The 26,022-nt window shown below is 72.9% G+C and carries 21 protein-coding genes and 2 pseudogenes; 13 read left to right on the top strand and 10 right to left on the bottom strand.

The genetic code is table 11. From position 1 onward, the window contains the following. Window positions 1-36: 36 nt before the first annotated feature. Both IE99_RS33690 and IE99_RS32005 read left to right on the top strand, forming a co-directional pair. Window positions 37-132, top strand: a pseudogene (locus tag IE99_RS33690) (DUF1330 domain-containing protein); the annotation flags it as partial. A gap of 14 nt (window positions 133-146) precedes the next feature. Continuing rightward, window positions 147-290 carry a hypothetical protein gene (locus tag IE99_RS32005; protein WP_157610397.1) on the top strand — a complete coding sequence of 48 codons (144 nt, stop codon included), beginning with the start codon at window positions 147-149 and terminating at the stop codon, window positions 288-290. An 89-nt stretch (window positions 291-379) separates the two neighbouring features. On the opposite strand, the gene IE99_RS0119805 is transcribed toward IE99_RS32005, so the two are convergent. Further along, window positions 380-1,132: a succinate dehydrogenase/fumarate reductase iron-sulfur subunit gene (locus IE99_RS0119805; protein WP_030172755.1), complete on the bottom strand. Its 753-nt coding sequence runs from the start codon at window positions 1,130-1,132 to the stop codon at window positions 380-382. A gap of 159 nt (window positions 1,133-1,291) precedes the next feature. On the opposite strand from IE99_RS0119805, the pseudogene IE99_RS30505 reads away from it, so the two are divergent. Then, window positions 1,292-2,482: pseudogene (locus tag IE99_RS30505) on the top strand (RNA-guided endonuclease InsQ/TnpB family protein); the annotation flags it as partial. A gap of 38 nt (window positions 2,483-2,520) precedes the next feature. Here IE99_RS30505 and IE99_RS0119815 read toward each other — a convergent pair. The 3 genes from IE99_RS0119815 to IE99_RS0119825 form a co-directional block, all read right to left on the bottom strand. After that, window positions 2,521-4,458, bottom strand: a complete 1,938-nt coding sequence (locus IE99_RS0119815; RefSeq protein WP_030172757.1) for a fumarate reductase/succinate dehydrogenase flavoprotein subunit — start codon at window positions 4,456-4,458, stop codon at window positions 2,521-2,523. A 2-nt stretch (window positions 4,459-4,460) separates the two neighbouring features. Further along, on the bottom strand, window positions 4,461-5,150 hold the full coding sequence (locus IE99_RS0119820; RefSeq protein ID WP_030172760.1) for a succinate dehydrogenase/fumarate reductase transmembrane subunit: 690 nt from the start codon (window positions 5,148-5,150) through the stop codon (window positions 4,461-4,463). A 177-nt stretch (window positions 5,151-5,327) separates the two neighbouring features. After that, complete coding sequence (locus IE99_RS0119825) at window positions 5,328-6,548, bottom strand: PP2C family protein-serine/threonine phosphatase (RefSeq protein WP_245623277.1); 1,221 nt, start codon at window positions 6,546-6,548, stop codon at window positions 5,328-5,330. 335 nt (window positions 6,549-6,883) lie between these two features. On the opposite strand from IE99_RS0119825, the gene IE99_RS0119830 reads away from it, so the two are divergent. Together IE99_RS0119830 and IE99_RS0119835 are read left to right on the top strand one after the other, a co-directional pair. Beyond that, window positions 6,884-8,575: an ABC transporter ATP-binding protein gene (locus IE99_RS0119830; RefSeq protein ID WP_030172764.1), complete on the top strand. Its 1,692-nt coding sequence runs from the start codon at window positions 6,884-6,886 to the stop codon at window positions 8,573-8,575. After that, window positions 8,572-10,332: an ABC transporter ATP-binding protein gene (locus IE99_RS0119835; protein ID WP_030172766.1), complete on the top strand. Its 1,761-nt coding sequence runs from the start codon at window positions 8,572-8,574 to the stop codon at window positions 10,330-10,332. Before IE99_RS0119830 ends, IE99_RS0119835 begins: the two co-directional genes overlap by 4 nt. Before the next feature lie 55 nt (window positions 10,333-10,387). On the opposite strand, the gene IE99_RS0119840 is transcribed toward IE99_RS0119835, so the two are convergent. Next, window positions 10,388-12,475, bottom strand: coding sequence for a S9 family peptidase (locus tag IE99_RS0119840; protein ID WP_030172768.1), 2,088 nt, complete (start codon window positions 12,473-12,475; stop codon window positions 10,388-10,390). 252 nt (window positions 12,476-12,727) lie between these two features. Here IE99_RS0119840 and IE99_RS30510 point away from each other — a divergent pair, with 252 nt between their 5' ends. The 4 genes from IE99_RS30510 to IE99_RS0119860 all read left to right on the top strand — a co-directional run bounded on the left by IE99_RS30510 (window position 12,728) and on the right by IE99_RS0119860 (window position 16,177). Beyond that, window positions 12,728-14,182 carry a serine/threonine-protein kinase gene (locus IE99_RS30510; RefSeq protein WP_051712838.1) on the top strand — a complete coding sequence of 485 codons (1,455 nt, stop codon included), beginning with the start codon at window positions 12,728-12,730 and terminating at the stop codon, window positions 14,180-14,182. Window positions 14,183-14,250: 68 nt separating this feature from the next. After that, complete coding sequence (gene mshB, locus IE99_RS0119850; RefSeq protein WP_030172772.1) at window positions 14,251-15,153, top strand: N-acetyl-1-D-myo-inositol-2-amino-2-deoxy-alpha-D-glucopyranoside deacetylase; 903 nt, start codon at window positions 14,251-14,253, stop codon at window positions 15,151-15,153. 21 nt (window positions 15,154-15,174) lie between these two features. Continuing rightward, on the top strand, window positions 15,175-15,651 hold the full coding sequence (locus tag IE99_RS30515; protein WP_051712841.1) for a DUF6113 family protein: 477 nt from the start codon (window positions 15,175-15,177) through the stop codon (window positions 15,649-15,651). A gap of 22 nt (window positions 15,652-15,673) precedes the next feature. Next, window positions 15,674-16,177, top strand: coding sequence for a flavin reductase family protein (locus tag IE99_RS0119860; protein WP_051712843.1), 504 nt, complete (start codon window positions 15,674-15,676; stop codon window positions 16,175-16,177). A 22-nt stretch (window positions 16,178-16,199) separates the two neighbouring features. Here IE99_RS0119860 and IE99_RS0119865 read toward each other — a convergent pair whose 3' ends face one another. From IE99_RS0119865 to rocD, 3 genes are all read right to left on the bottom strand, one after another. Next, window positions 16,200-17,813 carry a DHA2 family efflux MFS transporter permease subunit gene (locus IE99_RS0119865; protein ID WP_030172788.1) on the bottom strand — a complete coding sequence of 538 codons (1,614 nt, stop codon included), beginning with the start codon at window positions 17,811-17,813 and terminating at the stop codon, window positions 16,200-16,202. Next, a complete protein-coding gene (locus IE99_RS0119870; protein ID WP_051712845.1) occupies window positions 17,810-18,424 on the bottom strand; it encodes a PadR family transcriptional regulator in 615 nt (204 codons plus the stop codon). The genes IE99_RS0119865 and IE99_RS0119870 overlap by 4 nt, the downstream gene beginning before the upstream one ends. Before the next feature lie 202 nt (window positions 18,425-18,626). Then, window positions 18,627-19,793, bottom strand: coding sequence for an ornithine--oxo-acid transaminase (gene rocD, locus IE99_RS0119875; protein ID WP_169744461.1), 1,167 nt, complete (start codon window positions 19,791-19,793; stop codon window positions 18,627-18,629). Window positions 19,794-20,006: 213 nt separating this feature from the next. Between rocD and IE99_RS0119880 the strand changes: the two genes are divergently transcribed. Both IE99_RS0119880 and rraA read left to right on the top strand, forming a co-directional pair. Continuing rightward, entirely contained in the window at window positions 20,007-20,480 is a 474-nt protein-coding gene (locus IE99_RS0119880; RefSeq protein WP_030172795.1) for an Lrp/AsnC family transcriptional regulator, read from the top strand. A gap of 10 nt (window positions 20,481-20,490) precedes the next feature. Continuing rightward, complete coding sequence (gene rraA, locus IE99_RS0119885) at window positions 20,491-20,979, top strand: ribonuclease E activity regulator RraA (RefSeq protein WP_030172804.1); 489 nt, start codon at window positions 20,491-20,493, stop codon at window positions 20,977-20,979. Here rraA and IE99_RS0119890 read toward each other — a convergent pair whose 3' ends face one another. Then, entirely contained in the window at window positions 20,980-21,594 is a 615-nt protein-coding gene (locus IE99_RS0119890; protein ID WP_030172806.1) for a TetR/AcrR family transcriptional regulator, read from the bottom strand. Between the two features lie 74 nt (window positions 21,595-21,668). On the opposite strand from IE99_RS0119890, the gene IE99_RS0119895 reads away from it, so the two are divergent. Continuing rightward, on the top strand, window positions 21,669-23,099 hold the full coding sequence (locus IE99_RS0119895; RefSeq protein WP_051712847.1) for an amidase: 1,431 nt from the start codon (window positions 21,669-21,671) through the stop codon (window positions 23,097-23,099). Window positions 23,100-23,124: 25 nt separating this feature from the next. On the opposite strand, the gene IE99_RS0119900 is transcribed toward IE99_RS0119895, so the two are convergent. Next, window positions 23,125-24,627 (bottom strand): hypothetical protein, encoded by a 1,503-nt coding sequence (locus tag IE99_RS0119900; RefSeq protein ID WP_157610399.1) that lies wholly within the window; start codon window positions 24,625-24,627, stop codon window positions 23,125-23,127. 354 nt (window positions 24,628-24,981) lie between these two features. On the opposite strand from IE99_RS0119900, the gene IE99_RS0119905 reads away from it, so the two are divergent. Continuing rightward, complete coding sequence (locus IE99_RS0119905) at window positions 24,982-25,932, top strand: L,D-transpeptidase (protein WP_051712851.1); 951 nt, start codon at window positions 24,982-24,984, stop codon at window positions 25,930-25,932. Window positions 25,933-26,022 lie beyond the last annotated feature (90 nt).

Below are 26,022 nucleotides of genomic sequence, written 5' to 3' on the forward strand. Positions count from 1 at the left end.
GGGTCGCGGACGAAGAGGCGCGAAGGAGGCGGACGGATGGCGGTCGATCCGACGGGTGACGGGCTCAAGCGGTACCTCGACGAGGACCCGGGCGGTCCCGTGGTGATGCTGAACCTGCTGCCATCGGGCCGAGCCGGCGGATCAGGGTGCTGAACGTCGGCCCGTTCGTCCAGGCGCTGGGCGGCCCGCCCGAATGGGGCTCCACGACCACCAACGCCATCGGGACGTTCTTCTTCGCGAGCCTGGCCTCGGCGCTGGCGGCGTCCGCCCTGTGGCGATCGGCGAGCTGACGGGTCGGTGACGAACGCGCGCCCGGACCCGGACGGCGAGAAGCCCCGGCCGGACGAACCGGGCGGGGCTTCTCGAGCAGTCGGACGCGCTACTTCTTCTTGCCGCCCACGCCGGCCTTCAGGTAGTCGTGGTTCAGGCGGCCGATGACGTCGAGGGGGATGCCCTTCGGGCAGGCGACGGTGCACTCGCCGGTGTTGGTGCAGCCGCCGAAGCCCTCCTCGTCGTGGGTGTCCAGCATGGACACGACGCGGTCCCAGCGCTCGGGCTGGCCCTGCGGCATGAGGCCGAGGTGGGTGACCTTCGCGCCGAGGAACAGGGCGGCGGAGCCGTTCGGGCAGGCGGCGACGCAGGCGCCGCAGCCGATGCACTCGGCGGCCTCGAACGCGCGGTCGGCGTCCGGCTTCGGGACGGGCGTGGCGTGCGCCTCCGGGGCGGTGCCGGTCGGGGCGGAGATGTAGCCGCCCGACTGGATGATCCGGTCGAAGGAGGAGCGGTCCACGACGAGGTCCTTGACGACCGGGAACGCCTTCGCGCGCCACGGCTCGACGTCGATGACCTCGCCGTCCTTGAACTTGCGCATGTGGAGCTGGCACGTGGTGGTGGCCCGCTCCGGGCCGTGCGGGGTGCCGTTGATGACGAGGGAGCACATGCCGCAGATGCCCTCGCGGCAGTCGTGGTCGAACGCGACGGGCTCGCCGCCGTCGGCGATGAGCTTCTCGTTGAGGACGTCCAGCATCTCCAGGAACGAGGCGTCGGGGGAGATGTCGTCGATGGGGTACTCGACCATCTTGCCCTTGTCCCGGGGTCCGCCCTGGCGCCAGACGCGCAATGTGAGCTTCATCAGATTTTCCTTCTGTGGATACCCCTAGCTTCAGGCAGGGGAGGAAACGGAACTCTTGCGGAGCAGGTGTCAGGGGTGGCCGATTCGCCGACCGGGGCGGACCGGCGGTGAACTCAGAAAACCAGATCCGGCTCGAACAGGTGTGCTAACTTGCAGGGCGTGGCCACGAGCGTGAAGCGGGCGTTCAAGTTCCGCTTCTATCCGACTCCGGAGCAGGCGGATCTGCTGAACCGGACGTTCGGGTGTGTGCGCAAGGTCTACAACCTGGCGCTGGAGGCCCGCACCACGGCGTGGCGGTAGCGGCAAGAGCAGGTCAACTACAACGCCACCAGCGCGATGCTCACCACGTGGAAGAGGACTGAGGAACTGGCGTTTCTCAACGAGGTGTCCTCGGTGCCGCTGCAGCAGACGCTGCGGCATCTGCAAGGTGCGTTCGCCGCGTTCTTCGACAGGCGTGCTCGCTACCCGCGGTTCAAGTCCAAGCGCAAGTCCCGGGCCTCGGCCGAGTTCACCCCCTCGGCGTTCCGGTGGAGGGACGGTCGCCTCACCCTGGCCAAGATGGCCGAGCCGCTGAACGTGGTGTGGTCGCGGCCGCTGCCGGACGGGCAGGCCCCGTCCACGGTGACGGTGTCGCGCGATGCGGCCGGCCGCTGGTGGGTGTCCCTGCTGTGCGAGGACGCCATCGAACCGTTTCCGGCGTCCGGGAACGCGGTCGGTGTCGACGCCGGCCTGAACCACCTGGTCACCCTGTCGACCGGGGAGAAGGTCGCCAACCCCCGGCACGAACGCGCCGACCGGGACCGGCTCGCCCGCGCCCAGCGGGAACTGGCCCGCAAGGACAAGGGGTCGGCGAACCGGGCCAAGGCCCGCCTCAAGGTGGCCCGCATCCACGCGCGGATCGCCGACCGACGCCGGGATCACCTGCACAAACTGACCACTCGGCTCGTGCGTGAGAACCAAACGCTCGTGATCGAGGACCTGACCGTCCGCAACATGGTCAAGAACCACGCGCTGGCCCGCGCGATCAGCGACGCGGCCTGGCGCGAAATGCGCAGCATGCTGGAGTACAAGGCCGACTGGTACGGCCGGGACCTGGTCGTGATCGACCGCTGGTACCCCTCGTCCAAGCTTTGCTCCTCCTGCGGCGCCCTCGCTGAGAAGATGCCGCTGAGCGTGCGGGCGTGGCGGTGCCGGTGCGGCACCGTCCACGACCGCGACGTCAACGCGGCACGCAACATCCTGGCCGCCGGGCTGGCGGTAACGGCCTGCGGAGCCGCTGTAAGACCTCAACGGGAATCCTCCCGGACGGGGCAATTGGCTGTGAAACAGGAACACCCGAGGGCGACCAAGGGAATTCCCACCCTTCAGGGCAGGGAAAAATGTCAAAGTTACTTGTACGACCTCTGCGTCGGGTGGACGTATTCGAACTCGAGGGCCTCCTTGTGGAGGACGGGCTGCGCGCCCTCCCCGGCCCATTCCCAGGCGGCGACGTAGGAGAAGGCGTCGTCGTCGCGCTTGGCCTCGCCGTCCTCGTCCTGGCTCTCGGCGCGGAAGTGGCCGCCGCAGGACTCGGTGCGGTGCAGGGCGTCGATGACCATCAGCTCGCCGAGTTCCAGGAAGTCGGCGACGCGGCCGGCCTTCTCGAGCTGCTGGTTGAGCTCCTCGCCCTTGCCGGTGACCTTGACGCGCTCCCAGAACTCCTTGCGGAGCGCCGGGATGAGCTCGAGGGCCTTGCGGAGGCCGGCGTCGGTGCGCTCCATGCCGCAGTACTCCCACATGATGTGGCCGAGCTCGCGGTGGAAGGAGTCGACCGTGCGGTCGCCGTCGATCGAGAGGAGCCTGTCGATCTGCGACTTCACGCGCTCCTCGGCCTCGGCGACCGCCGTGTCGGTGACCGGGGGGAGCTCGGTGCGGGCGATGTAGTCGCCGAGTCCCGTCGGCAGGACGAAGTAGCCGTCCGCGAGGCCTTGCATGAGGGCGGACGCCCCGAGGCGGTTCGCGCCGTGGTCGGAGAAGTTCGCCTCGCCGACCACGAACAGGCCGGGGATGCTCGACTGCAGGTCGTAGTCGACCCACAGGCCGCCCATCGTGTAGTGGACGGCGGGGTAGATGCGCATCGGCGTCTCGTACGGGTTCTCGCCCGTGATCCGCTCGTACATCTCGAAGAGGTTGCCGTACTTGGCCTCGATGGCCTTGCGGCCGAGGCGCCCGATGGCGCCGGCGAAGTCGAGGTAGACGCCGAGGCCGCCGGGGCCGACGCCGCGGCCCTCGTCGCAGACGTTCTTCGCCGCGCGGGACGCGATGTCGCGCGGGACGAGGTTGCCGAAGGACGGGTAGATGCGCTCCAGGTAGTAGTCGCGCTCGTCCTCGGGGATGTCGGCGGGGCGGCGCTCGTCCTTGGCCTTCTTCGGCACCCAGACGCGGCCGTCGTTGCGGAGGGACTCCGACATCAGGGTCAGCTTCGACTGGTGGTCGCCGCTGACGGGGATGCAGGTCGGGTGGATCTGCGTGTAGCAGGGGTTGGCGAACAGGGCGCCGTGCTTGTGGGCGCGCCAGGACGCGGTGACGTTCGAGCCCATCGCGTTCGTGGACAGGAAGTACACGTTGCCGTAGCCGCCGGAGGCGAGCACGACGGCGTCGGCGGTGTGGTTCTTGATCTCGCCGCTGATCAGGTCGCGGACGACGACGCCGCGGGCCCGGCCGTCCTCGATGATCAGGTCGAGCATCTCGTGCCGGGCGTGCAGCTCGACGTTGCCCGCGTCCACCTGCCGCATGAGGGCCTGGTAGGCGCCGAGCAGGAGCTGCTGGCCCGTCTGGCCGCGGGCGTAGAAGGTGCGGGAGACCTGGGCGCCGCCGAAGGAGCGGTTGTCGAGGAGGCCGCCGTACTCGCGGGCGAACGGGACGCCCTGCGCGACGCACTGGTCGATGATCTGGGTGGAGATCTCGGCGAGGCGGTGGACGTTCGACTCGCGGGAGCGGAAGTCGCCGCCCTTCACCGTGTCGTAGAACAGCCGGTGGACGCTGTCGCCGTCGTTGCGGTAGTTCTTCGCGGCGTTGATGCCGCCCTGCGCGGCGATGGAGTGGGCGCGGCGGGGGCTGTCCTGGAAGCAGAACTGGACGACCTGGTAGCCGGCCTCGCCGAGGGTCGCGCCGGCGGAGCCGCCCGCGAGCCCGGTGCCGATGATGATGATCTTCTTCTTGCGCTTGTTCGCGGGGTTGACGAGCTTCGCCTCGAACTTGCGCTTCGTCCAGCGGTCCTCGACGGGGCCGGCCGGGGCCTTGGTGTCGGCGATGGGCTCGCCGGGCGTGTAGAAGCTGTCGGTCATGTTCAGCTCACCCATCCGAAGGTGATGGAGACGGGGACGGCGACGAAGCCGGCGGTCACGACGGCGGCGATGCCGCCGGCGAGGGCGCGCAGCACCTTGTCGCGGCCGGCGGTGCGCAGGCCGAGCGTCTGGAACGCGCTCCAGATGCCGTGGTTCATGTGCAGCCCGACGAGCAGGACCGCGACGACGTACCAGACGGTGATGTACCAGCGGGACGGGTCGAAGTCGGCGACCAGCCGCTCGTAGGGCGTGGCGTCGGCGCCCTTGGGGTTCACCACGAAGAAGGTGAGGTCCAGCAGGTGCCAGATGACGTAGAACGCGATGATGACGCCGCCGTACCGCATGGTGTGGACGGCGTATCCGTGCGCGTGCGACTTCTTCTTCCCGTGGTACTTGACCGGCCGGGCGGCGCGCGCGCGGCGGGCCAGCGACACCGCGGACCACATGTGCAGGACGACCGACACTCCGAGGAGCACCTCGAGGAGCGTCAGCACCGTGCGGTGCGGCACGGCGGGTTCACCGATCGTGCGGAGCCAGTGCGCGTAGTGGTTGAACTCCTCCGCGCCCAGGAAGATCTTCAGGTTCCCGAGCATGTGCGTGATCAGGAACGTCACGAGGACGCCGCCGGTCACCGCCATGACGGCCTTCTTGCCGACGGTCGATCGGTAGATCGCAGGTATCGCTATAGCCACGCGGGGCAACGTACGTTTTGCTGCGGGAAGAGCGCCAAGTCATCGTGGAACTCGTAGCGATAGCCGCAGGCTATGGAACGAGCGAGGACGGGACTTTCGTCCCGGACGAAGGGACCTTCGGGTGAGTGTTCTCACAGGAGATCGGGGAACTCGCCCGGGAGGTGACCCGGGCCACGATCACTCCTCCGCGGGGCGCCGCGACAGCAGCAGGACGGCCAGGTCGTCGGTCAGCGCGTCGCCGTTGAGCCGCTCCACCTCGGTGACCAGCTCATCGATGAGCGTGCGCCCGGACGCGCCCCGGCCGCGGGCGCCGCGCGCCAGCTCCGCCAGCCCGTCCGTGCCGAGGCGGGCGGCGCCGTCGCCGACCCGGCCCTCGATCAGGCCGTCGGTGTAGAGCATGAGGTCCCACGAGTCGCCGAGGTCGAGCTCCATCGTCGGCCACTCCGCGCCGGGCAGCAGCCCGAGCGCCGGGCCGTGCGCGTAGTCCGGCAGGGCCTCGACCTCGGCCCCGCCGCCGGGCAGGTCGCGGAACAGCAGCGGCGCGGGATGCCCGGCCAGGTGCATCCGCGCGGTCCGCCGCGACGGCGCGATCGTGACCATGCACAGCGTCGTGAAGATCTCCTCGCTGCGCCGCTCGTGGCCGAGGACGGTGTCGAGGGTGCCGAGCAGCTGCTCACCGGTGTGCCCGGCGAGGACGAGCGTCCGCCACGCCATGCGCAGCTGGACGCCGAGCGCCGCCTCGTCCGGGCCGTGCCCGCACACGTCGCCGATCACCAGGTGGACGGCGCCGCCCTCGGTCTGCACGGTGTCGTAGAAGTCGCCGCCGAGCAGCGCGCGGCGCCGGCCCGGCCGGTACCGGGAGTGGTGCCGCAGTGCGGGGTCGTCGATCAGCGGGACGGGCAGCAGCCCCCGCTCCAGCCGGGCGTTCTCCCGGCCGAGGATGCGGGCCTCGACGAGCCGCCGCTCGCTCTCCTCCGCGCGCTTGCGCTCGATGGAGTAGCGGATGGCGCGGGCCAGCAGCGGCCCGTCCACCTCCTGCTTGATCAGGTAGTCCTCGGCCCCGGCGGCGACCGCGCGGACTCCGAGGTAGGCGTCGCCGAGCCCGGTGAGGACGATGACCGCGGCCGTGCCGGACATGCGGAGCACGTCGCGCAGGCCGTCGAGCCCGTCGACGCCGGTGGCGGACAGGTCGACGATGATGCACTGGGTCCGGCGGGTCAGCATCCGGCGCGCGGCGGGCAGGTCGCGGGCGACGGTGATCTCCGTGGCGAGGCCGCTCTCGGCGAGCATCCGTTCGACGTGCAGGACGTCGGTCGGATCGTCGTCGATGAGGAGCAGGTCGACGGTGTCCTCTGCGCCGGGGGCCAGGGGATGCGTCTGCTGGCTGATGATGCTCACGTGTGCTTCCAGAGTCCGGGGATGGCGGTGCGAAAGGCAACGGCCGGCACGATGGACGGTTTCCTGCGGCTCTCGGGGCTCGCTGGAGGGTATGCCTGGACCGCGCCGGGGGAGCGGCTTCTGCCTAGCCGCAGTTTTCCCGGCTCAAGGAGCGTGTCAACGCCCCGTCACGCCCCGTACCCTACCGGAGTCCCCGGCGGAAGGGCACCCCCTCGCCGGGCACCGCTCCGCCTCCCGGGAGCCTGTCCGCCCCGGTCGTCATGCCCTTCCCGCCGCCCGGCGGCGGCCGGAAAATCGCTCGAATTCCGGGACGGTGCCCGCATACCCTGCGTCGTGTGAGGCCGTTGCCGGAGAAGGATCCAGGCAGCCCCGGCCGGCGAACCCCCGCCCGCTATGTCCTGTGGCTGCTGCGCGTCCAGTGGCGCACCCTGGCGGGCGGCGCCGCGCTCGGGATCGTCTGGATGCTCGCGCAGGCCCTGATGCCCGCCGCGATCGGCCGCGCGATCGACGACGGCGTCGCCGCGAAGGACACCGGCGCGCTCGTCGCGTGGTCGGCCGTGCTGCTCGGGCTGGCCGCCGTCCAGTCCGCGTCCGCGGTGCTGCGGCACCGGTTCGCGGTCTACAACTGGCTGGCCGCGGCGTACCGGACGGTCCAGGTCGTCACCCGGCATACGACGCGGCTCGGGGCGACCCTGTCGAAACGGGTCACGGCGGGCGAGGTCGTCAGCGTCGGCACCACGGACGCCGCCCATATCGGGGACGTCCTCGACATCGTGGCGCGGGGCACCGGCTCCGTCGTCGCGATCGTCGTGGTCACGGGGCTGCTGCTCGCCACGGCACCGGAGCTGGGCCTGATCGTCCTGATCGGCGTCCCGGTGGTCCTCGCCGTGGCGGCGCCGCTGATCCGCCCCTACCGGGACCGGGAGCACGAGCACCGCGAGCTGGTCGGGGAGCTGAACACGCACGCGACGGACCTCGTCGCGGGCCTGCGCGTGCTGCGCGGCGTCGGCGGCGAGAACCTGTTCACGGCCCGCTACCGCGCCGACTCCCAGCGCGCCCGCGCCGCCGGGGCCGCGACGGCGCGGGCCGAGTCATGGCTGAGCGGCGCCGAGGTGCTGCTGCCGGGCCTGCTGATCGCGCTGGTCACCTGGGTCGGCGCCCGGTTCGCCGCGGACGGGACGATCACCGTCGGGAGCCTCGTCGCCTGCTACGGCTACGCCGTCTTCCTCATCACTCCGCTGAAGACGCTCGGCGAGGTCGCCGGGAAGACCGCGCGCGGCCTCGTCGCGGCGGACCGGATCGTCCGGCTGCTGGCCGTCGAACCGGAGCTGCCGCCCGGCGGCGACGCCCGGCCCGAGGCGCCCGTGGAGATCGTCGACATCGCGTCCGGGCTGGTCGTCCGGCCCGGACGGGTCACCGCGGTCGCCGCCGCCGACCCCCGCGACGCGCAGGCGATCGCCGACCGCATCGGCCGGTACGCGCCCGGCGACGTCGACTTCGGCGGCGTCCCGCTGCACTCCGTCGCCGACGTCCGGAAGCGGGTCCTCGTCGCGGTCGACGAGGACCGCCTGTTCTCCGGCCGCCTGGACGCGACCCTCGCCCCGGGCGGCGGCGACCTCACCGGCCCGCTCCGGGCGGCGGGCGCCGACGACATCGTCGCCGCTTCCGGCCTGGACGGGCGCGTCGCCGAGGCCGGACGGGAGTTCTCCGGCGGCCAGCGGCAGCGGCTCCGCCTCGTCCGCGCCCTCGCCGCCGACCCCGAGGTGCTCGTCCTCGTGGAGCCGACCAGCGCGGTCGACGCGCACACCGAGGCGCGCATCGCCGAGCGCCTCGGCGCGGCGCGCGCGGGCCGCACCACGGTCGTGTGCACCACCAGTCCCCTGATGCTCGACCGCGCCGACCACGTCGCCTACGTCGAGGCCGGACGCGTCGTCGCCGAGGGCACCCACCGCGACCTCCTCGAGTCGGAGCCGCGCTACACCGCCGCCGTCACGCGCGGCGAGAACCCGAAGGAGCCGGTCCGATGAGCGCCGAGACGCTGCCGGTGGCGACGCCCGCGCAGGTGCGGGCGTACGCGCGGCGGATGACGCTGCGGCACCCCGGCGCGCTCGCCGGCGCGCTGGCGCTGCACGCCCTCGCCGCCGTGGCGGGCCTCGTCACGCCCCGGCTGCTCGGGGACCTCGTCGAGGGCGTCCAGCACGGCACGGCCGCCGGCGGTATCGACACCGGCGCCATCGACACGATCGGGCTCGCGATCGCCGGGTTCGTCATCGTGCAGGGCGTCCTGACCCGGTACGCGTTCTACGCTTCGGCGGCGCTGGGCGAGCGGGTCCTCGCGGAGCTGCGGGAGGAGTTCGTCGACCAGGTCGTGGCGCTGCCGCTGTCCACGGTGGAGCGGGCCGGCACCGGCGACCTCGTGAGCCGGTCGTCCCGCGACGTGGACGCGCTCAGCACGTCGGTACGGCACGCCATCCCGGAGACGCTCGTCGCGGTCGTCGCGACGGCGGTCACCGTCGGAGCGCTGTTCCTCCTCGGGCCGCTGGTCGCGCTGCCGTGCCTGATCACCGCCCCGGGCCTGTGGGTGCTGATGCGCTGGTACCTGCGGCGGGCGCGGGCCGGATACCTGGCGGAGAACGCGGCGTGGGGCGACCTGGCCGACGGGCTCGCCGAGACCGTCGCGGGCGCGCGCACCGTCGAGGCGTTCGGCCTGGCCGAGCAGCGGCACGCCCGCGCCGACGCCGACATCGCGGCGTCGTACCGGGCGGAGCGGTACACGCTGCGGCTGCGGACGGTGCTGTTCCCGCTCGCCGACATGGGCTTCCTGCTGCCGGTCGTGGCGACGCTGCTGGTCGGCGGCCTGCTGCACGTGCACGGGATGGCGTCCCTGGGGGAGGTGACGGCCGCGACGCTGTACGCCCAGCTGCTCATCGGGCCCGTCAACACGCTGCTGTCCTGGCTGGACGAGCTGCAGATCGGCGGCGCGTCCCTGGCCCGGCTCCTCGGCGTCGGGAACGTCCCGCCGGACCGGACGCCGAACGGCGCCCGCCCCGACGGCGAGCGGCTGACGGCCCGCGGGGTCCGCTACTCCTACCGGCCGGGCGCGGACGTCCTGCACGGCGTCGACCTCGACCTGCGCCCGGGGGAGCGGCTCGCGATGGTCGGGCCGTCCGGCGCCGGGAAGTCGACGCTGGGGCGCCTGCTCGCCGGGGTCGACGGCCCCCGCGCGGGTTCGGTCACGGTCGGGTCCGGCGCGCCGGTCCCGCTGGTGGAGTTGCCGCTGGACGAGCTGCGCGGGCATGTCGCGCTCGTCACGCAGGAGCACCACGTGTTCCGGGGGACGCTCCGCGACAACCTCGCGATGGCCCGCCCGGACGCCTCGGACGCCGAGCTGCGCGGCGTCCTCGCGACCGTCGGCTGGGACGGCCCCGGCCTCGAGGCGGAGGTCGGGTCGGGCGGCGAGCCGCTGACGCCCGCGCAGGCGCAGCAGCTGGCACTGGCCCGGCTCGTTCTCGCCGACCCGCACACCCTCGTCCTGGACGAGGCGACGTCGCTGCTCGACCCGCGCGCCGCCCGCCGGCTGGAGCGCTCGCTCGCCGCCGCCCTCGACGGCCGCACCGTGGTCGCGATCGCCCACCGCCTGCACACCGCGCACGACGCCGACCGCGTCGCGGTGGTGGAGGACGGCCGCATCACCGAACTGGGCACCCATGACGAGCTCCTGGCCGCGGACGGCTCCTACGCCGCCCTCTGGCGCTCCTGGCAGCATCACAGCACGGTGCCGTGACGCCGGGGCCCTCCCAGCTCCCCGGCGTCACGTCATCGCGTGCGATCGCTCCGGCTCAGCGCGTCAGGTTCGACTTGAGCCACTCCACCTGGAGGTGCAGCAGGTTCTCCGCGACGATCTCCTGCGGCGTCATGTGGGTGACGCCGGACAGCGGCAGCACCGTGTGCGGGCGCCCGGCGGCCAGCAGCGCCGACGACAGGCGCAGCGTGTGCGCGGCGACCACGTTGTCGTCGGCCAGGCCGTGGATGAGCAGCATCGGGCGCTTCAGCTCGCCGGCCTTCCCGAGCAGGGAGTTCGCCGTGTAGTTCTCCGGCTCCTCGTCGGGGTGGCCGAGGTACCGCTCGGTGTAGTGCGTGTCGTACAGCCGCCAGTCGGTGACGGGCGCGCCCGCGATGCCGGCGTGGAACACGTCGGGGCGGTGCAGGACGGCCAGGCCGGCGAGCCAGCCGCCGAACGACCAGCCGCGGATGCCGACCCGGTCGAGGTCGAGGGCGCCGGGGTGCCGCCGCGCCGCCTCGGTCAGCGCGGTGATCTGGTCGTCCAGCACCGGCCCGACGAAGTCGCCGCGGACCTCCCGCTCGAACGCGGGGCCGCGCCCGGGGGTGCCGCGGCCGTCCGCGATGACGACGGCGAAGCCCTGGTCGGCGAGCCACTGCGCCTCGCAGTAGGCGCGCTGGACGGCGACGACCCGCTGGGCGTGCGGCCCGCCGTAGGGGTCGAGCAGGACGGGCAGCCGCCCGTGCTCGGGCACCCACCCGGTCGGCAGCAGCAGCGCGGTGCGGATCTCACGGTCGCCCGCCGTGAACAGCTCCACCTTCGGGGTGATGACCGGCGTCTCGGCGAACGAGGCGACCGGGCGCACGGCGTTCGCCGTGCGGACCTCGACCTCGGTGCCGGGACGGTCGAGCCGCGCCCCGCTGACGACGGTGACGCCGCCGGAGCGGACGGCGCCGAACGAGCCCCGCCCCTCCGTCAGCCGCTCGACCGCGTCCTTCCCGCCGTCGTACAGGTAGACGTGCGTCTCGACCGGGTCCTCGGAGGCGGTGAACAGGATCGTGTCGCCCTCGACGCCCAGCACCGCCCGGACCTGCAGCCCGCCGGGGGTGACGGGCGTCCCCGCGACGGTGATCCGCCGGGTGTCGGTCCCGGCGTCCTCGGTGATCCAGACGAGGTCGCCGGCGCCGGTCCGCGCGGGCAGCCCCGGGACGATCTCCGTCCAGACCGGGTCGTGCTCGGTGTGCAGCAGCGACGTCGCGCCGTTGGACGGGTCGACCGTCAGGACCCGCTGCGCGCGCTGGTCGCGCGGCTGCACGACGATCAGCAGGCCGTGCCGGTCCCAGGAGACGGCGTTGACGTACGGGAACTCGCCCCGGTCCCACGCGACGCCGGTGCGCCGCCCGTCGACCTTCAGCAGGACGAGCGACACCATCGCGTTCGGGGTTCCCGCGGCCGGATAGGCGACCTCGGTGGCGGGCCGGTCCGGGTTGGCGGGGTCGGCGATGTGCCAGCGCTGCACCGGGGTCTCGTCGACGCGGGCGGCCAGCAGCGTCCCCCCGTCCGGCGACCACCAGTAGCCGCGCATCCGGCCCATCTCCTCGGCCGCGATGAACTCCGCGAGGCCGTAGGAGATCTGGTCGCTCTCCGGCTGGACGAGCGCCCGGTCGTCGGTGCCGTCGATCTCGATGATCCGCAGCGTCCGGCCCGACACGTACGCGACGCGCCGCCCCGCCGGGTCGAGGCGCGGATCGAACACCGGGCCCCGCGCCGGCAGCTCGCGGACGGTCCCGGCGCCGAGGTCGGCCGCGTACAGGCGTCCCGCGAGGGTGAACACGGCCTGCCGCAGCTCGCGGTCGGCCGCGTAGCCGACGATGCCGCCGGCCTGCTCGCGGGCCCGCTCCCGGCGCGCCCGCTCCTCGGGCGGCAGGTCCTCCTCGCCGGGGACGGCGAGGGCCGCCGGGTCGGCGACGCACGTCTCCTCGCCGGTGCCGGTGTCCAGCGTCCACAGGCAGGTCACCGGGTCGTCGCCCGCCCTGGTGCGCAGGAACGCCGCCCGGGACCCGTCCGGCGCGATCTGGAACGCGCGCGGTACGCCGAGGGTGAACCGGCGGGTCCGTGCGCTCTGCCGTGGATAGCTGATGCTCATGGCATCCGAGTCTGCCAGGCGGGAGGGACGGCGGCGCCCCGCCCGGCCGACTCGCCCGCCCGACTCGCGCCGCCGGCTCGCCCCGACGGGACGGGCCGTCCGGCCCTATGATCACGGGTCGTCCCCTCGCGGGCGGGAATGCCCCTTACCCGGACGTCCCCTCGCGTAAGCTCGAAGCTTCGCCGAAGCGTGAGAGTCGCCGGAAACATCAGAGTCGCCAGCGCGTCGGGCGCGGCGCCGAAGGAGTGGTCCATGCCGGAGCTGCAGCCGGGAGATCCCCGGCGGCTGGGCTCGTACGAGATCGTCGAACGGCTCGGGGAGGGCGGCCAGGGGGTCGTCTACGCGGGTGTCGACGCCTCCGGGAACAAGGCCGCCATCAAGCTGCTGCGCGCCGACCTGGCCGGGGACGCCTCGGCCCGCAACCGGTTCGTCCGGGAGGCGCAGGCCGCCAAGCAGGTCGCGCGGTTCTGCACCGCGCAGGTGCTGGAGGCCGACGTCGCGGGCGACCAGCCCTACATCGCCAGCGAGTACGTGCCGGGCCCGTCGCTGTACGCGCAGATCAGGCAGAGCGGCCCGATCACCGGTGCCGCGCTGGACCGCCTCGCGATCGGCACCGCGACCGCGCTGGTCGCGATCCACCAGGCCGGGATCGTGCACCGCGACTTCAAGCCGCACAACGTGATCATGGCGCCGGACGGGCCGCGCGTCATCGACTTCGGTATCGCGCGCGCCCTCGACACCGGGCAGACCGCCGCGACGAAGGCGATCGGCACCCCGTCCTACATGGCCCCGGAGCAGGTGGCGGGCGCGACGCTCACCGAGGCCGTGGACGTGTGGGCGTGGGCGACCACGATGGTGTTCGCCGCCACCGGGCGGCCACCCTTCGGCGACGACACCGTCGTCGCGGTGATCAACCGGGTGATGCACGAGCCGCCGTCGCTGCACGGCGTGCCCGCCGACATGCAGCAGATGATCGCGGCGTGCCTGGCGAAGGAGCCGGAGCGGCGGCCCACCGCGCAGCAGCTGATGATGGCGCTGATCGGCTCCGGCCCTGGCGGCCCGCCCCGGATGGACGACCCGGCGCAGGCCACGTCGCTCCTCGCGGAGGGGTCGACCCTGGCCGCGGGTGCCGCCATCCCCGGCATGATGCCCGACGCCTACGGCACCGGCGCCCGGCAGGCGGGGGCGACGCAGCCCGCCGGCGCGACGCGGCGGGTGTCGCCCGCGGAGTTCACCGGCGCGCTCCCGCCCGTCCAGCAGCCGCCCTACGGCGGCGGCCCGGCCCGGCGCGGAGGCTACGACGACTTCGAGCCCGACCGCCCGTCCCGGATGCCGGTGATCGCGGCCGTCGCGGCGATCGCGGTGCTGGCGCTCGTCGTCGGCATCTTCATGGCGACGCGCGGGGACAAGACGCCGGAGACCCCGACGTCGCCGACGTGGAATTCCTCGGACACGGGCACGGAGGGCACGCCGTCCGACGAGCCGACCACCGAGGACACGCCGACCCGCACCCGCACCCGCACGCCCACCCAGCGGCCAACGACCACCCGGCCGTCGACCGCGCCCACCACCGAGACCCCGCCGACCAGCGAACCGCCCCCGACCTCGGACGAGCCGACCACGGGCGCGCCCACCACGGGCGGTGGCGGCGGCACCACCGGCGGTCCCGGCGCCGGCGGCGGCGGTGGCCCGGGCGAGGGCGACTGAGGGCGGCCGAGCGCGGCGGGCAGGGCGGTCTTCGCCGCCACTCCGGCGGCTGAGTAGGCTCCTTCACTATGAAGGAGCCGAGGATCCTGTTCGTCCACGCCCATCCGGACGACGAGTCCATCGGGACCGGGGCGGTCATGGCCAAGTACGCCGCCGAGGGCGCCCACGTCTGTCTCGTCACCTGCACGCTCGGCGAGGAGGGCGAGGTCGTCCCGGCGGAGCTGCGCCACCTGGCGTCCGACAAGGAGGACCGGCTCGGCGAGTACCGCATCGGGGAGCTCGCGGAGGCGTGCGCCGCGCTCGGCGTCACCGACCACCGGTTCCTCGGCGGCCCCGGCCGCTGGCGCGACTCCGGCATGATGGGCGCCCCCACGAACGACGACCCGCGCTGCTTCTGGCAGGCCGACGTGGACGAGGCCGCCGCCGCGCTCGCAGAGGTGATCCGCGAGGTCCGGCCGCAGGTGATCGTCACCTATGACGAGCGCGGCAACTACGGGCATCCCGACCACATCCAGGCGCACCGCGTCGCGTGGCGGGCGTTCGAGCTGGCCGCCGACCCCGGGTTCGCCGGCGAGGGGGCCGAGCCGTGGCGGGCCGCGAAGTTCTACTCGTACTGCACCCCCCGCACCGTCCTCGCACGCGCGATCGCGGTGATGCGGGAGGCGCGGCTGCCGTTCGCGCGGGTCGCCGGGCTGGACGAGCTCGGCACCGGCGTCGCCGACGGCGACGTCACGACGATGGTGGACGCCCGCGCGCACCTGCCCGCCAAGCTCGCCGCGCTCCGTGCCCACCGGACCCAGCTGACGGTGGCGCCGGAGGAGGTCGGCCCGTTCTTCGCGCTGTCGAACAATCTCGGCCAGCAGGCGTTCGGCACCGAGTACTTCATCCTGAAGGAGGGCGAGCCGGGCCCGCCCGGCCCCGGCCGCCGCGAGACCGACCTGTTCGCCGGGCTGCCGGTGGTCCGCGCCTGACCCCTGGATACCCTGACGTTCGTGGACAAGGACGACGAGGCCCCCCTCGCGCGATCAGCGGCCCCCCCGCCGGCGCCCGAGCCGGCCGGTGCGGACGGGACGCTCGACGCGTTCGTCTCCGGCGCGGCGTACGCGGTGCTGGCGCTGCTCGGGTCCGTCGTCGCGCTGCTCGGGTCGTTCTGCATCGGCTGGACGGTCGCCGGCGTGCCGGCCGCCGCGATCGCGGCGGTCGTGGTCGTGTTCGGGCTGGTCAGGGCGGCCGGGTGGGGGATGGGCGGACGGCTCGGCGCGCTGATCCCCGCGGTGGTGTGGGGCCTTGTGGTGTTCGTCATGTCGATGCGGCGGCCGGAGGGCGACCTGGTCGTCCCCGCGACGGTCGCCGGATACATCTACATCATCGGCGGGATGGTCGCCGCGGTCATCGGGGTCGCGCGGGTGCCGTCGGCGCGTCCGTCCGGGGAGTGGCTGACCGGCCGCGCGGCACGTCCCCGTGGCTGAGCGCACCCGATCGGGCGAAGCGGTGGACGACGAAGCGGTGGAGCTGCGGCGGGCGGCGTTCCGGCGGGCGGTGGGCCGGTTCGCGACGGGCGTCGCGATCGTGACGACGGTCGTGGACGGCACCGACCACGCGATGACCGTGAACGCGTTCACGTCCGTGTCGCTCGATCCGCTGCTCGTGCTCGTCTGCGTGGAGAAGGTCGCCCGGTTCCACGAGTGGGTCGTGGACGCGGGGCAGTGGGCGGTGTCGGTCCTGCCGGACCACATGCGGGACGCGTCGCAGTGGTTCGCGACGCGGGGCCGGATGCTGGACGGGCAGCTCCAGGGCTGGGACCACGTCCGGGGCCCGGTGACCGGCGCCCCGGTCTTCGCGGGCGCGGTCGCCGCGCTGGAGTGCCGGACCACCGCCGTCCACGACGGCGGTGACCACAGCATCATCGTCGGCGAGGTCGTCTCGCTGGACGTCCCGGACGCGTGCGCCCCTCCGCTGCTGTTCTACGAGGGCCGCTACCGGGAGCTGGCCTGACCCGGCCCCGGTCCCGCCGAACTCAGCCGGGCAGCCCCGCCGTCTCGGGCGGAGTGCCCGTGGGGGCCTTGGCGGTGTACCTCCGGACGCCGAGGCAGGCCGCCGCGGCGCACAGGATCACCACGAGCGGCAGCGCCAGCGTCGGCTTCATGGCGTGGACGAACCCGTGCGCGTACACCTGCGCGGCGAGGTCCTGGACGCGCTCCGCCACGTCCCTCGGAACACCGGGCGGCACCTGACTGCCCGCGCCGGGATGCCGCCCGCCGACCTCGAGGCCGCCCTCGGCCGCGCCGGCGAAGCCCTCGGTGAATCCGGGCCGCAGGTCCGGAGGGAGCGCGCCGGAGCGCCGCGCCGCCTCGTCCTCCAGCGCCGCCGCGAGCCGGTTCTGCAGGACGGCGCCGACGGCCGCGCTGCCCAGCACGGACCCGACCTGCCGGATCGTGGTGTTCACCCCGGACGCGGCGCCCGCGAGCCGGGGCGGGACGTACCGGGTCGCCTCCGTCGCCATCGGCGCGAACACGCAGCCCATCCCGAACCCCATGAGGACGAACGGCGCCATGAAGGCGGGCCAGCCCGTCCCGACTTCGGCGAGGAGCAGGATCCACAGGGTGGAGAGGCCGTAGGCGGTGAGGCCCGCCATGAGGATGAACCTGCCGCCGATGCGGTCGGAGAGCCGGCCCGCCCCGAGCGCGACGAACATCGACACCAGCGACGACGGCGCGAACACCAGGCCGGCCTTGAGGGCGCTGAACCCGAGCACCGACTGGAAGTAGATGGTCATCGGCAGGAAGACGCCCATCATCCCGACCGACACGGCCGCGCCGACCCCGTTCAGGATCGTGAAGTTGCGGTCGCGGAACAGCGAGAACGGGACGAGCGGCTCCCCGTCCTGCTGCGTCCGCTGGTAGAGGAGGAAGACGGCGGTGAGGACGCATCCGGCGGCGACGAGCGCCCAGATCGCCGCGTTCCAGTCGTATTTCTGGCCCTCGGTGAGCGCGAACGTCAGGCAGAACAGCGCGGCGGACGCGAGCAGCACGCCGCGCACGTCGAAGCGGTGCCGGACGGCGCGGGTGTGCGGCGGCAGGACCGGGACGGCCATGACCAGCACCAGGATCCCGATCGGCAGGTTCACGAAGAAGATCCAGCGCCAGTCGAGGGTGGTGACGAGCAGCCCGCCGACCGTCGGGCCGGCGACCGTGGACACCCCGGCGACCGCGCCCCACACGCCGAGCGCGGCGCCGCGCCGCTCCGCCGGGAACACCTCGATGATGAGCGACATGGTCTGCGGCATCAGCAGCGCCGCGCCGAGCCCCTGGACGGCGCGGGCGGCGATCAGCTGGGCCGGGTCCTGCGCGATCCCGCACGCGAGGCTCGCCAGGGTGAACACCGCGACCCCAGCGATGAACAGGTTCTTCTTGCCCCACAGGTCGCCGAGCCGGCCGGCGGTGATCAGCAGGACGGCCAGCACCAGGACGTAGGCGTTGACGACCCACAGCACCTGGTCCAGCGAGGCGTCCAGCCTGTCGATCATGCTCGGGATGGCGATGTTGACGATCGTCAGGTCGAGCAGCGTCATGAAGAAGCCGAGGGACAGCGTGAGCAGGATCGCCCACGGATTGCCGCGCCAGCGGTTCATGTGGTGGTCCCCGTTTCCGTGTCGTGGGGGCGCATCGGGCAGGGCGCCTCGTCCCGCCAGGTGAGCCGGCCCGAGGTGAGGTCGTCCGCGAGGGCCTCGACGAAGCCGAGCTCCGCCTGGATCTGGATGATCGACCATTCCTGGTCGAGGAGCTTGTGGCGTTCGACGCCGCGCTCGCGGAGGGTCTGGTTGATCGTCCGCAGCCCGGCGAGGCGCGCCGCCAGCCCGACCACCCGCTTGCGGAGCTGGCGGGCCGCCTCCGCCTCGGGCAGCAGGTTGACGAACGCGAGCGCCGTGCCGAAGAGGGGGAACTCCTCGCCGGGTCGGGCGAGGAGCTCGGCGAGCCGCATCCGCGCGGCGTCGCGTCCGGCGGTGGTGACGGCGTAGACGGTGCGCTCCGGGCGCCGGCCCTCGCGGCTGGTCTCCAGCGGCTCGATGAGCGCGGCGGAGGCGAGCCGCTCGACGGAGTGGTACAGCGACCCGTGGGTGACCTTGACGGCGCTGTCGTAGTGGTGGTCGCGGATGCGCTGCTGCATCTCGTAGGGGTGCATGGGGGCGTCGCACAGCATGCGCAGGACGGTCAGCGCGAGCGGTGTGAGCGGTCGTGACATGACGGACTCGTCCGATGGTCGACATTGATTAGTCCACTTAGACTAATCCGCTCAGAGGGATCATGTCGAGCCATGGAGAGACGCCCGGAGGAACGCAGAAGCCCGGCGAACCGCGGGGGCTCGCCGGGCTTCGGGCGGGAAGGGCGGCGGCGGGCGCCGTTGACCGGCGCCGCCCGTCCCCGCTCGCGGACCCGCGATCGGGTCAGCCCTTCAGGGCGATCTCCAGCTGGTCGAGCGCCCAGTCCAGGTCGCCCAAAGAGATGATCAGCGGCGGTGCCAGCCGGATCGTCGTCTCGTGCGTCTCCTTCGCCAGGACGCCGAGGTCCATGAGCCGCTCGCTCACCGGACGCGCCTCGCCGTGCAGCTCGACGCCCGCCCACAGCCCGCGCCCCCGCACCTCGCGCACCAGGTCGACGGGCAGTGCGCCGAGCCGCTCGTGCATGTGCGCGCCGAGCGTCCGGGACCGCTCCTGGAACTCGCCGGTCCGCAGCATCGCGATGACCTCGCGGGCGATCGCGCAGGCGAGGGGGTTGCCGCCGAACGTCGAGCCGTGCTGGCCGGGCTTGAAGACGCCGAGCACCCCGGTGTCCGCGACGACCGCCGACACCGGCATGATCCCGCCGCCGAGCGCCTTGCCCAGCAGGTAGATGTCGGGGACGACGTTCTCGTGCTCGACCGCGAACGTGGTGCCCGTGCGGCCGAGACCGGACTGGATCTCGTCCGCGATCATGAGGGCGCCGTGCGCGGTGCACAGCTCCCGCACCCGCGCCAGGAAGCCGCTCGGCGGGACGTTCACGCCGGCCTCGCCCTGGATCGGCTCGATCAGCACACCGACGGTGTTGGCGTCCATCGCGGCCTCCAGCGCCGCGACGTCGCCGTACGGGACGGTGCGGAACCCCGGCGTGTAGGGGCCGTAGGACTCCTTCGCGTCCGGGTCCGTGGAGAAGCTGATGATCGTCGTGGTGCGGCCGTGGAAGTTGCCCTCGAACGTGATGATGTTCGCCTGGTCCGCCGGGACGCCCTTGACCTCGTAGCCCCACTTGCGGGCGGTCTTCAGCGCGGTCTCGACGGCCTCGGCGCCGCTGTTCATCGGCAGGACCATGTCCTTGCCGCACAGCTCCGCCAGCTCGGTCACGAACGGGCCGAACTGGTCGTGGTCGAACGCCCGGCTGACCAGCGTGACCCGGTCGAGCTGCCGCCGCGCGGCCTCGACGAGCCGCGCGTTGCGGTGCCCGAAGTTCACCGCCGAGTACGCGGCGAGCATGTCGAGGTAGCGGCGCCCCTCCACATCGGTCAGCCACGCGCCGTCCGCCTCGGCGACCACGATCGGGAGCGGGTGGTAGTTGTGCGCGCTGTGGTCCTCGGACATCGCTCGCAGCCGGTCGGTGTTCGTCACGACGCTCCTCTCGTGGTTCCACCCGGGCCGGTCGGGCCCGGGGCAACACTGGACGCCGGACGGCGTCCGGCATCCGGGGGGGGAGGGGTGGTCGGCAGGACGGGGTGGCCGCCGATCCGTTTCACAGCGTAATCTCGGGATCTACCGTCGACCAATGACGAAAGTGTACTCGGGGGGTGTTGTTTGTTGCGTCTTGACGAGCTCGACCGTCATATCGTTGCGCGGCTCCTGCAGGACGGCCGCGCCTCCTACGCCCAGATCGGGGACAAGGTCGGCCTGTCCGCCCCGGCGGTGAAGCGCCGCGTCGACCGCCTCCGCGCCGACGGCGTCATCAACGGCTTCTCGGCCGTCGTCGACCCGGCCGCGCTCGGCTGGACGACCGAGGCGTTCATCGAGATCTTCTGCACGGGGGCGACGTCCCCCGAGGAGATCTCCTCGAGCGTCCGGGTCCATCCCGAGGTGGTCGCCGCGTACACGATCAGCGGTGACGCGAGCGCGCTGGTGCACGTCCGGGCCCGCGACATCCAGCACCTTGAGCAGGTGCTGGAACGGCTCCGCCGAGAGGACAACATCACGGCCACCAAGACGTCGATCGTCCTGTCCCGACTGATCGGCCGCCCGACGGACGCCCCCTCGCCCGAGCCGGTTACCGGCCAGTAGGCTACGGCGCATGGACCGCTCTTTCGCCACCGCCGACCTGATCGACGACTTCGGGGACGAACTGCGCAGCTGCGAGACCCAGTTCCGCCAGTACGGCGCCGTCTCCGTCTTCTCCGGCCCGGTCGTCACCGTCCGCTGCCTCCGCGACAACGGCTTGGTCAAGAAGCTGCTGAACACCCCCGGCTCCGGACGGGTCCTGGTCGTCGACGGCGGCGCCTCCCTGGCGTCCGCGCTGATGGGCGACATGATCGCCGCCGCCGCCGTGGAGAACGGCTGGTCCGGCGTGGTCATCAACGGCGCCGTCCGGGACGTGCCGGCGCTCCGCACGCTCGCCCTGGGCGTGAAGGCGCTCGGCTCCAACCCCCGCAAATCGGCCAAGGACGCCGCGGGCGCCGTGGACGTCCCGGTCACCTTCGGCGGCGCCGAGTTCCGGCCGGGCGACTGGCTCTACAGCGACGAGGACGGCATCGTCCTGGCGGAACGCGACGTCCTGGCGTGATCACTCTTCCAGGGTGCGGCGGTGGTGTTCCAAACCCTGGATCAGGGCCTGTAGCCCCATCTCGAACGCCGTATCGGAGGGGTCGCCGGTGCGGGCCGCCAGGGCGGCGGCCAGCTCGGGCGGGAGGCCTTCGGCCGCGGCGGGAGGATTCGGGGCGGCGAGGGTGAGGGCCGAGCCCAGGAGGAAGGACTCGACGGTCTCGATCACCGGCATGACCAGGTGGTCGGGCCAGTCCGCCTCGCGGAGGACGGTCACGGCGGACGCGTAGTGCGCCAGGGCGGCGGGGGCGCGGACCGGCGTCGACACCAGCAGGGGGATCACGCGCGGGTGGGCGGCGAAGGCGGCGCGGTAGGAGCGGGCCCAGCGGTCCAGGGCGAGGGTCCACGGGCGCAGGGACGCGGCGGTGGCGTCCATCTCGGCGACGATCAGTTCGCGGAGGCCCTCGATGATCTCGCCGCGGTTCGCGATGTGGTGGTAGAGGGACGGGCCCCGCACGCCGAGGCGGGCGGCCAGGCGGTTCGTGGTCAGCGCGTCCGGGCCCTGCTCGTCGACGAGGTCGAGGGCCGCGCGCAGGATGCCGTCGCGGGTCAGCAGTGGTGTGGACGGTCGTCCCATCTCTTCCCCTCATGGCGGTTCGGGCGCTACATTCCAGACCTTATCTAGAGACTCTAGTTTTAGGTGGAGGGATCGTGGAGCTCACCCTTGCGTCCGCGTTCGAGCTGGCGGAGGCGATCCGCGACGGGCGGACCACGTCCCGGGAGGTCGTGGACGCCCACATCGCGGTGTTGGAGCGGGTCCAGCCGGTCGTCAACGGGCTCGCCCGGGACCGGTTCGAGGCGGCGCGGGCCGAGGCCGACGCGGCCGACGCGCGGATCGCGGCGAACGCGGGGGAGGAGCTTCCGCCGCTGCTCGGAGTGCCGTGCACGATCAAGGAGTCGCTCGCGTTCACCGGGATGCCCAACGCGGCGGGCGTCGTGGCGCGCAAGGACGTCCTGGCCACGACGGACGCCACCGTGGTGCGGCGGGTGCTGGACGCCGGCGCCGTCCCGCTCGGCGTGACGAACACGTCCGAGCTGTGCATGTGGATCGAGTCGGAGAACCGGCTCTACGGGCGGACGCGCAACCCCTACGACCCGTCCCGGACGTCCGGTGGGTCGTCGAGCGGCGAGGGCGCCTGCGTGGGAGCGGGCGGGTCGCCGTTCGGGATCGGTTCGGACATCGGCGGGTCGATCCGGCTGCCCGCGTTCTTCAACGGGGTGTTCGGGCACAAGACCTCGCCCGGGATCGTCCCGAACACGGGCGAGTTCCCCGGCGGGTCGCCGGGCGAGGGCCGGATGCTGTCCAAGGGGCCGATCGCCCGGCGGGCCTCGGACCTCATGCCGCTGCTCCGCATCATCGCGGGGCCGGACGGTGTGGACACGTTCGTCCGGGAGACGCCCCTCGGCGACCCGGAGACCGTCGACCTGAGCGGCCTCAAGGTCGTCGTCTCCGAGGACTTCTCGTACACGCCCATATCGAGGGACATGCTGGCCGCGCGGGTCGCGGCGGCGCGGTCGCTGGCCGACGCGGGCGCCAGGCTGCGGCGGGTGCCGATGAAGAACCTGCGGACGGTGATCGGGCTCTACCTCACCGCCTTCGACGACATCTCGCAGAAGACCCTCGCCGAGACGCTCATCGAGCAGGGCGCTGCGGCGCCGCGCGTCCGGTCGCTGCTGCGGCGGGGCGGCCCGCACACCGTCGCGACGCGGATGCTGGTCGGGATGGAGGCGCTCGGCGCCCGGCTGCCCGAACGCCAGGCCGCGAAGCTCCGGGTCGCGGGCATGCGGCTCGCCGAGCAGGCCGCCGAGACGGTCGGGGACGGGGTGTGGCTGCACCCGTCGTTCGCGACGGTCGCGCCGCGGCACGGCGGCATCGTCGCGCGCCCCTGGCTGATCGCTCCGGCGCTCACGTTCAACCTGCTCGGTCTGCCGGTGACGCAGGTGCCGCTCGGGCTCGACCGGAGGGGGCTGCCGCTGGGCGTCCAGGTCGCGGGCGCCCCGGGCAACGACCACGTGACGATCGCCGTCGCCATGCACCTGGAGAAGCGCTTCGGCGGCTGGGTCCCGCCGGGCCGCCCCTGAGCCGGCGCGTCGGGGGCGGACGGCCTCACGCGCGGGCGGGCTCGGCCTCCGGCTCCTGCCGGGGCACGCGCACCGGGATCGGCTCCGGCGCCGCCTCGTCCGGGTGGCGGCGTCCGGCCCAGGCCGCCACCGCGGCCATCCACGCGAACGGCACGGCGGGGAGCATGTACCGGTAGTCGAAGTCCGCGGTGACCGGCGGGACGGCCAGCAGCACCACCGCCGTCAGCCACAGCGGCACCGTGCCCGGCCGCGCCCGGCGCCGCAGCACCCCGGCCGCGCCGACGAGCAGGACCGCGCCGAGGACCGTCCCCGGCACGCTCACATGCCGCTGGTAGCCGCGGATCGCGCCCGCGAACGGCTCCACGACCTCCGTCCGGCCCGAGCCGTGCTCGTACTCCCGGACGACGGACAGCCGGTCGCCGCCGCCGATCACCGGCAGCGGCCGCATCCGGTCGGGACGCTTCGGGAACCGGTACTTCGCCTCCGTGCCCGGCGTCGGGTAAGCCTCGCGGTTCCACGAGAACGTCCGGACGAAGAAGTCGTAGGAGACCACCCGCGCGTAGTCGAGCGGCTGGTTCGCGATCGCCCACATCGCGAAGCGGCGCGCGTCGTCGTCGGTCTTCGGCGAGAACGCCTGGCCGTTCTTCCAGCCGGTGGGGGAGTTGTCCTCCCATATCTGGTGGGACGACGCGGGCCGGTCGTCCGGCGCGCCGAACGGGCACAGGCGCGCGATGTCCGGCGGCGGCGCGAACCGGTCGCAGTCGGCGAAGGCGGCCGTCCGGCCCCACAGGAACACCCCGCCCGGCCCGGTGATCCCGAACCGCCCCTGGACGCCGTGGAACCACGCGCCGTACGCGACGAGGGGCAGCGCGAACGCCGCCACCAGGGCGACCTGCGCCGTCCAGCGGGCCCGCCTGACCAGCAGGTACAGGACGGCGATGCCGATCAGCGGCATCCCGACCGTCCGGGTGAGGGCCGCGAGGCCGAGCAGCCCCCCGATGAGCGCGGCCCGCCGCCATCCCGCCGCCGGGCCGGGGCGGGCCAGCAGCAGGACGCCGGCGAACACGAGCGCCGTGAAGAGGGTGTCCGAGAGCACCATGTGCTCGAGTTCGATCTGGTAGCCGTCCAGCAGCACCGGCGCGAGCGCCACCGCGGCCCACGGCCGCCGGACCCCGAAATCGCGGATCAGCACCCGGTACGCGACGACCGCCAGGGCCACGACCATCAGGTGTTGCAGCCCCGTCACCAGGGCGAGGCTGTGGAACGGCTTCAGAACCCACAGGAAGAACCCGTAGCCGACCTGTCGCAGCGGATGCGGGAACGGGTCGTCCGCGATCCGGACATAGTCGTACCCGTCGTTGAACCACAGCGCCGGCGGATACCCCAGCATCGCCACGACCCGCAGGACCACGCCCACGGCCACCAGCGCCGCGAACAGCCGGTTGCCCAGGACGGCGGCCCGCGCGGAACCGCGCCGCCGTCCGGCGGGCTCGGCCGGGCTTCGGCCCTTGCGAGGGGATGGCAACACCGGGCACCTACTCTGGACGTGCGGCGGGCAGGACGTCTCTCGTCCTATGTGATTGTCGGCTGCGGCCGTCGGTTCGGTCTTTCCGGGCGGGGAGCCGGGGAGATGCGGCCCGCCGGACCGCCTGGCGAGGCTCCCGGGCGTGTCACTGCATTCACCCGCGCAACGGCCGCGATCATAGCAGCGTGCCCGGACCGCCCCGGTCGCCTCACCGCATCCGCGCCTCTCGGGCACCGCATCCGCCACACCTATCGCACCGGTGAGCCAGGATTGCGACGCTTTTGGAACGTTCCCGGGTTACTTTCCGCCCCGCTGCGCATATACCGATGATCACCTGTGTCGGTTTCGGGGGGCGGCATGGACGAGCACACGGCCGTACGGGCGGTCATCATGAGCACACTGGCCGCGGCGCTCGCCCTGGCGGGGACCACTCGGACCGATACCGGCGGGGCCCGGCAGCCCGTATCCGTCGATCAGGAGGACGTGACGCTCGCCTCGGCCGCGGAGCGCCGGCTGGCGTTGCGGATGGCGCCGCTGGAGAACGAGCTGGTCGGTGTCGGGATGCCCGTCCAGGTGTTCTTCTCCGCGCCGATCACCGGCGTGTCCGCGAAGCGGAAGGTGGAGCGCCGCCTGACCGTCCGGATGTCGGAGCGGGTCTGGGGCGCCTGGCGCTGGATCAACGACCGGGAGGTCGACTTCCGGCCGAGGGAGCCCTGGCCCGCCGGGCAGCGGGTGCGGGTCGTGGCGGACCTGAAGGGCATTCGGCTCGGGAACGGGCTGCTGGGGGCGCACGACCGCGTCCTGAACTTCAGGGTCGGCGACCGGCACATCACCCACGTGGACGGGGAGACGCTGCACGCGACCGTCTACGAGGACGGCGATGCCATCCGGGAGATGCGGGTGAGTCTCGGCAAGCCGGGCTACGAGACGTGGTCCGGCACCATGATCGCCCAAGAGAAGCGCGCCAAGATGATCATGGATTCGGACACCGTCGGTGAACCCGGCGAGTACCGGGTCAGGACTCACTGGAACGTCCGCCTGACCTACAGCGGCACGTTCATCCACTCGGCCCCCTGGTCGGTGTACGACCAGGGCGACCGCAACGTCAGCCACGGCTGCATCAACGTGTCCCCGGAGGACGCCGAGTGGTTCTACGACTTCACCAGACGGGGCGACATCGTCCTGGTGACGGGCACCGAACGCCGCCTGGAATTCGGCAACGGCCCCACCCCCTGGGCCATCGGCTGGGAGGAATGGAAGGAAGGCAGCGCCCTGGGCCGCGCCATAAAAGGCCGCCCCCTCCGCTGACCATGCGGCACGTGAGCGGCGCGGCGTCGTGTGGATCGGGGCGCTCAGCCGCGCACATCCCGCCTGGCAATATAGCCGTATACGAGTGAT

This window comes from Spirillospora albida (genome assembly GCF_000718255.1).
Taxonomy (GTDB): Bacteria; Actinomycetota; Actinomycetes; order Streptosporangiales; family Streptosporangiaceae; genus Spirillospora; species Spirillospora albida.

Bases quoted from the DNA above. Each gene is read 5' to 3' on its own strand.
- IE99_RS0119805 (WP_030172755.1), bottom strand. From the start codon at position 1,132: ATGAAGCTCACATTGCGCGTCTGGCGCCAGGGCGGACCCCGGGACAAG.
- IE99_RS0119815 (WP_030172757.1), bottom strand. From the start codon at position 4,458: ATGACCGACAGCTTCTACACGCCCGGCGAGCCCATCGCCGACACCAAG.
- IE99_RS0119835 (WP_030172766.1), top strand. From the start codon at position 8,572: ATGAGCGCCGAGACGCTGCCGGTGGCGACGCCCGCGCAGGTGCGGGCG.
- IE99_RS0119840 (WP_030172768.1), bottom strand. From the start codon at position 12,475: ATGAGCATCAGCTATCCACGGCAGAGCGCACGGACCCGCCGGTTCACC.
- IE99_RS30510 (WP_051712838.1), top strand. From the start codon at position 12,728: ATGCCGGAGCTGCAGCCGGGAGATCCCCGGCGGCTGGGCTCGTACGAG.
- mshB (WP_030172772.1), top strand. From the start codon at position 14,251: ATGAAGGAGCCGAGGATCCTGTTCGTCCACGCCCATCCGGACGACGAG.
- IE99_RS0119865 (WP_030172788.1), bottom strand. From the start codon at position 17,813: ATGAACCGCTGGCGCGGCAATCCGTGGGCGATCCTGCTCACGCTGTCC.
- IE99_RS0119870 (WP_051712845.1), bottom strand. From the start codon at position 18,424: ATGTCACGACCGCTCACACCGCTCGCGCTGACCGTCCTGCGCATGCTG.
- rocD (WP_169744461.1), bottom strand. From the start codon at position 19,793: ATGTCCGAGGACCACAGCGCGCACAACTACCACCCGCTCCCGATCGTG.
- rraA (WP_030172804.1), top strand. From the start codon at position 20,491: ATGGACCGCTCTTTCGCCACCGCCGACCTGATCGACGACTTCGGGGAC.
- IE99_RS0119890 (WP_030172806.1), bottom strand. From the start codon at position 21,594: ATGGGACGACCGTCCACACCACTGCTGACCCGCGACGGCATCCTGCGC.
- IE99_RS0119905 (WP_051712851.1), top strand. From the start codon at position 24,982: ATGGACGAGCACACGGCCGTACGGGCGGTCATCATGAGCACACTGGCC.